3 protein-coding genes, 1 tRNA gene and 1 riboswitch are annotated in these 6,000 nt (G+C 36.3%); all 4 genes read left to right on the top strand.

The annotated features are described in order from the left end of the window. The first annotated feature begins 79 nt into the window (after positions 1-79). Positions 80-196: riboswitch (SAM riboswitch) on the top strand. 94 nt (positions 197-290) lie between these two features. The 4 genes from JUJ52_RS15730 to JUJ52_RS15715 all read left to right on the top strand — a co-directional run bounded on the left by JUJ52_RS15730 (position 291) and on the right by JUJ52_RS15715 (position 5,565). Continuing rightward, on the top strand, positions 291-452 hold the full coding sequence (locus tag JUJ52_RS15730) for a YezD family protein (protein ID WP_080668636.1): 162 nt from the start codon (positions 291-293) through the stop codon (positions 450-452). Positions 453-678: 226 nt separating this feature from the next. Beyond that, on the top strand, positions 679-2,529 hold the full coding sequence (locus JUJ52_RS15725) for a bifunctional homocysteine S-methyltransferase/methylenetetrahydrofolate reductase (protein WP_121605718.1): 1,851 nt from the start codon (positions 679-681) through the stop codon (positions 2,527-2,529). Between the two features lie 29 nt (positions 2,530-2,558). Continuing rightward, on the top strand, positions 2,559-4,856 hold the full coding sequence (gene metE, locus JUJ52_RS15720; RefSeq protein WP_205388838.1) for a 5-methyltetrahydropteroyltriglutamate--homocysteine S-methyltransferase: 2,298 nt from the start codon (positions 2,559-2,561) through the stop codon (positions 4,854-4,856). Positions 4,857-5,492: 636 nt separating this feature from the next. Then, positions 5,493-5,565, top strand: a tRNA-Thr gene (locus JUJ52_RS15715). The last annotated feature ends 435 nt before the right edge of the window (positions 5,566-6,000 follow it).

Genomic DNA, 6,000 nt, shown 5'->3' with positions numbered 1-6,000 from the left:
ATGTAATAATTTTTTAAAATTTTCTCTTGACAGTCTATTTACTTTCTAAGATAATGAGTACAATCAAAACTTCATAATTTACCTATCGAGAGTCAGGGGAGGAAACTGGTCCATTGATCCTGCGGCAACCATACTCATTCAAAAAGAGTAATACGGTGCTAAATCCAGCAAACGAAAATTGTTTGAAAGATGGGAACTGTAATGTATAAGCCAATCAAACCTCTTTCAATCTGAAAAGAGGTTTTTATTTTTTTCTCTAACTATTTTGGTGATTTAAAAGGAGGGATCAGATGGCACAGATCGATGATACGAAAATAAACGATATTATTTCAGCAATTCAAAGGGTCGAGTTTGGATCATTAGTAATTACGGTTCATGAAGGAGAGGTTACACAAATTGACACAACGGAGAAAAAACGCTATCCATTAAAACCAAAAGTAAAGAGAAAGTGATAGGAAAATAATTCTTTCACTTCTTTCATTATTACTCCACTTTGTTCGTATGTTGCGCTTATTGGAACACCAATGGCCATATTTGCAAAGTCGAAGTAAAGCTACTTAAATAACTTTCGCTTATGCTGATTAGACGACTAAAGGCACCCACTTGAAGAAGAATATATTCTTCGTATTAGTAGGGTGTCTTTTTTTAAATAAAAATTGGAAAGGAGTGTGATGAGAGATGGATTTATTAACTGAATTAGATAGAAGAATCCTTATTGGTGATGGTGCAATGGGGTCTTTACTTTATTCCTATGGAGTGGATCACTGCTTTGAAGAATTAAATCTTACATTAGAAGAACAAATTGCACAAATTCACCAAGCATATATTCATGCTGGTGCTGATTTAATTCAAACAAATACGTATGGTGCCAATTATATTAAGCTCGCCAGATATGGATTAGAGGATCAAGTAAAAAAAATCAATACAGCCGCTATAAAAATAGCAAAGCAAACGGCTAGTGAGGATGTATTTGTGCTTGGAACGATTGGTGGTATACATGGTACACAAACACTTCAAGCCACGAATGATGAAATTAAGAGAAGCTTTAGAGAACAGTTATATTGTTTACTATTGGAGGGGGTAGACGGTCTAATCTTAGAAACCTACTACGATCTAGAAGAGTTGACAACTGTACTTGAAATAGCTAGAGAAGAGACAGCGCTACCAATTATAGCGAATGTATCCATGCATGAGGCAGGTATACTACAAAACGGCATCCCTTTACCAGAGGCATTACAACGGTTACAAAACACAGGAGCAGATATTGTCGGAATTAATTGCCGCTTAGGTCCATTTCATATGCTTGATTCTTTAAAGGAGGTCCCTTTACTAGAAAGGTCATTTCTTGCAGCTTATCCAAATGCTAGTCTTCCTGCATATCGTGACGGAAAACTTATCTATGAAAATGAGCCAGATTATTTTAAAAGCTGTGCCAAAGATTTTCGTAATGAAGGGGTAAGGCTTCTTGGAGGATGTTGTGGAACAACTCCCGCCCATATTCAAGCAATTGCAGAGGGCGTTAAAGATTTAGAGCCGTTACAGGAAAAAGAAGTAATTCCTAAAGCAGAACCGATTGAAATTCGTAATAGTCCAATAGATAAAGAGCCCCGCTTAATAGATATGGTAAAGCAAAGACATTCTATTATCGTTGAATTCGACGCACCGAAACACTTAGATACGGAGGAGTATTTGGAAGGGATTAGAGCTTTAGATAAAGCAGGTATTGATGCAATTACACTTGCTGACAATTCATTGGCAACACCTAGAATCAGCAATATAGCAATCGCTGCAAAAATCAAACAGGAAATTGGTATCAAACCACTCGTGCATTTAACTTGTAGAGATCGCAATTTAATCGGATTGCAATCACATCTAATGGGATTACATGCACTTGAGATCAATGAAATCCTAGCCATTACTGGAGACCCTACTAAAATAGGAGATTTCCCTGGGGCAACATCGGTTTTCGACCTAACATCACTTGACTTAATTAAACTCATAAAACAATTTAATCAAGGTTTGTCATTCTCTGGTAAATCACTTAGACAACCTACTAAGTTTCAAGTTGGTGCGGCCTTTAATCCCAATGTTGCAAGACTAGATAAAGCTGTTAAGAGAATGGAAAGAAAAATAGATCGAGGTGCTGATTACTTTCTAACACAACCAATATACAGTAAAGAAAAAATTATCGAGCTTGCCGAAGAAACACAGCATATAGATAAGCCAATATATGTAGGCATTATGCCATTGACATCAACCAAAAATGCAGAATTCCTGCACAATGAAGTACCAGGAATTAAAATGCCAGAAATTATTCGGCAACGAATGAAAAACGTAGCAGTAGATAAGCAACAGTCCATCAAGCAAGGAATTGAGATTGCAAAGGAATTGCTTGATACTGCGCTAACACATTTCCAAGGCATCTATTTAGTAACCCCATTTATGCGTTATGACATCAGTATACAATTAGTAAACTATATCCATAAATCTTTAGAGATAAACCATTCATCAATGATGAAACGAATATAACCAAAATACAAATTACAGGAGGAAAAAGAATGACATTTACTGCAATTAGCTCTAACTTAGGTTACCCAAGAATTGGAGAAAAAAGAGAATGGAAACGAGCGCTGGAAAGCTTTTGGAAGGAAGAAATTACAAAAGAACAATTAATTAAAGAAACAGATAAAATCAGGTTAAAAAATTTGAAAAAGCAACAGGATCTTGGCATTGATCTAATACCAGTTGGTGACTTCTCTTTCTATGATCATGTGCTTGACACATCAGCAATGTTCGGTGTTATTCCAGAACGTTTTTCTTACAATGGTGGAAAGGTTGATTTAGAAACCTATTTTGCTATTGCCCGTGGAACTAAAGATGCTGTTGCTTCAGAAATCACCAAGTGGTTTAATACGAACTATCATTATATTGTTCCCGAATTGGAACATGCACAGCCTATACTAACAGAAAATCGTCCACTTGCTTTTTATAAGGAAGCAAAAGAAGAATTAGGTATCGACGGTAAACCTGTAATCTTAGGCCCAATCACATATTTAAGCTTAGCAAAGGGGTATAAAGAGGAAGAATTCGATGAATTACTGGATGTGTTTGTTCCATTGTATCTGCAAATATTGGAGGAATTAGAATCAGCAGGAGCTACATGGGTCCAGATAGACGAGCCTATCTTTGGAACCAAATTAGATGATGCAGTGATTCAAAAAGCAAAAAAAGTCTATACGCAATTCTGCGAAGCAGCACCAAAACTAAAACTCATTTTACAGACATACTTTGAACATGTGATCAATTATGAATCTATTATTGAATTCCCTGTTGCAGCAATCGGTCTTGACTTTGTTCATGGTGATAGCTTACAACTAATTAAGCAGTTTGGTTTTCCTAAAGATAAAGTATTAGCTGCTGGTATTATTAATGGTCGAAACGTTTGGCAAGAAAACATAGCAGATAAGCTTTCTATTATTGAAGAAATAAAATCAATTACGACTATTCAAGATATTATTTTACAGCCTTCCTCTTCCTTATTACATGTACCGGTAACGAAAAAGCTAGAAGTGGATTTAAATCCAGATATAAAAGCTGGCTTATCCTTTGCTGAAGAAAAGCTTGAAGACATTACTACACTTACAAAGGGCTGCAACGATGGAGAGCATAGTATTGCCACTAAAATAAAAACGAACCAAGAACAGCTTGCGCGCTTTAATAGTTCAGCATTGCGAACAAATGACCAAGTTAGAAAAGAGCTTCAGAGCCTAGATACTTCCGATGCAAAGCGGCCATTACCGTTCAATCAGAGGATTAAAAAGCAGCAACACGAATTAAAACTTCCATTATTACCAACGACGACAATTGGGAGCTTACCACAAACCCCAGTAGTAAGAAAAACAAGAACAAAGTGGCGCAAAGGGGAAATATCTAATGAAAAATACGAGCAATTTATAAAAGATAACATCGATAAATGGATTACTATTCAAGAGGAGCTTGAGCTTGACGTTCTAGTTCATGGCGAGTTTGAACGAACTGACATGGTTGAATACTTTGGTGAAAAACTAAATGGTTTTGAGGTCACAGCATTTGGTTGGGTGCAATCGTACGGTTCCCGTTGTGTAAAACCACCTTTGATTTTTGGTGATGTATCCTTTAATAAGGCAATGACAGTTAAGGAAAGTGTATATGCACAATCGTTAACAGAAAAGCCAGTGAAAGGAATGCTAACTGGACCTGTCACTATTTTAAATTGGTCCTTTGTCCATGATGACGCTCCACGTTTTACGATACAAAACCAGATAGCTCTGGCACTGCGAAAAGAGCTTGAAGCACTTGAAGAAAATGGTATTCAAATTATTCAAGTAGATGAGCCTGCCTTACGTGAAGGGTTACCGTTAGATGAAAGGAAATGGGAAGATTATTTAGAAGCAGCAGTTTATGCTTTCGGCTTAGCAACTTCAGCTGTGAAAGATAGCACACAAATTCATACGCATATGTGCTATTCAGAATTCCATGATATCTATGAAACCATTGATGCATTAGATGCAGATGTCATTTCTATTGAAACATCAAGAAGTCATGGGGAGATGGTAACTACGTTTGAAGAGAATACGTACGAAAAAGAAATTGGACTCGGTGTATATGATATACATAGTCCCCGAATACCTGCAAAGTCGGAGATTATACAGAATATTAATCGTGCATTACAGACCATTCCTCCAAAGCAATTCTGGATAAATCCCGACTGTGGATTAAAAACAAGAAATGAGGAAGAGACCATTGGAGCCTTAAAAATAATGGTTGAGGCTGCTGCCGATATACGAAATGAGCATTTAAGTTACCAAAAGAACTAATTTACATGAAGGAATTGGAATAAAAGTAATGAAGAAACAACAAAAGCGAACAATTAGATCGAATTATTGTTCGTTTTTTGATCAAAATACATTCATCTAGTACCTGAAATATGCGAGACTCTCCTTGAAAATGAAGAACGCTTTTTCTGCTTGCGATGTATCGCTACCGGAGCCTTCCTTATCCAGTGGGAACACCCAATCCGTGGGAGTTTTGTTATCTCCGCGGATGGTTAGTACCACAAGGGTATGACCCAAAGGCCTTGGAACCAATCGGACTTTTACTGGCAGTCGATCCGATACTTATCCATATTGGTTTCACTTATTGCTTGAAGTGGGGGTATTACTGCTAGTCATATGAGATGAAAAGATTATTCGTATTTTGAGTAAAGAAGTTGTGTTGTGTTTTGTCCCAGCCCCATTAAAAATTTCTCCCTATAATTGAATATGTTTTTCTCATAGTTAAAAATCATTAATCAGATTATTAATCGTAAACATCACTCTATTCCTTTACATGTTTTATAGTTCTTATCGATAGGTAAGTCCAGTAAAGTTTTTTCTGGTTAAAGGAAAAAACATAGGATAAGCAAGAGACTTGAAGAAAAATAGAAATGGTAGTATCATATTCATTATGAATTTGCTGGTGTAGCACAGCTGGTAGTGCACTTCACTCGTAATGAAGGGGTCGGAGGTTCGAATCCTCTCACCAGCATCAGATATAAATATGGATATAATGCGATTCTTGAGATTATCAGGAATCGTTTTTTTTATACTTTTAAGTAATTCATTACATTTGAAGGAAAAACTAAAAATATATTGAATTAAATTCTTGTTCCATTAAATCAACCTTTTACATAGTTCTTGTTGCCATTCCATATCACAGTTACTATTAGAAATTGGTTTTTTTCGAGGTTTTCCAGCTTCTACGACTTTCTCCATGTGCATCCAAACATATTGATGACGAAAATAATCAAAAAGGAATGAACAGAAAATGAATGAGATTTAATATTTATAGAAAAACCTGCAGAAGTAAGAATATCAAGTGAAACTTCAATCAGTGGGGAGGGTTTATCAACCCACTGATTGTTAGGTGAACCAATCGGACATTTACTGGCAGTCGACCCCACTCTTTTCCATATTGGCCTTC

The organism is Virgibacillus sp. AGTR, from assembly GCF_016919725.2.
GTDB lineage: Bacteria > Bacillota > Bacilli > Bacillales > Amphibacillaceae > Virgibacillus > Virgibacillus salarius.
Note: the sequence above shows the minus strand (reverse complement) of the source record. Positions and strands in the feature narration are given on the sequence as shown.

Bases quoted from the DNA above. Each gene is read 5' to 3' on its own strand.
- JUJ52_RS15725 (WP_121605718.1), top strand. From the start codon at position 679: ATGGATTTATTAACTGAATTAGATAGAAGAATCCTTATTGGTGATGGT.
- metE (WP_205388838.1), top strand. From the start codon at position 2,559: ATGACATTTACTGCAATTAGCTCTAACTTAGGTTACCCAAGAATTGGA.
- JUJ52_RS15730 (WP_080668636.1), top strand. From the start codon at position 291: ATGGCACAGATCGATGATACGAAAATAAACGATATTATTTCAGCAATT.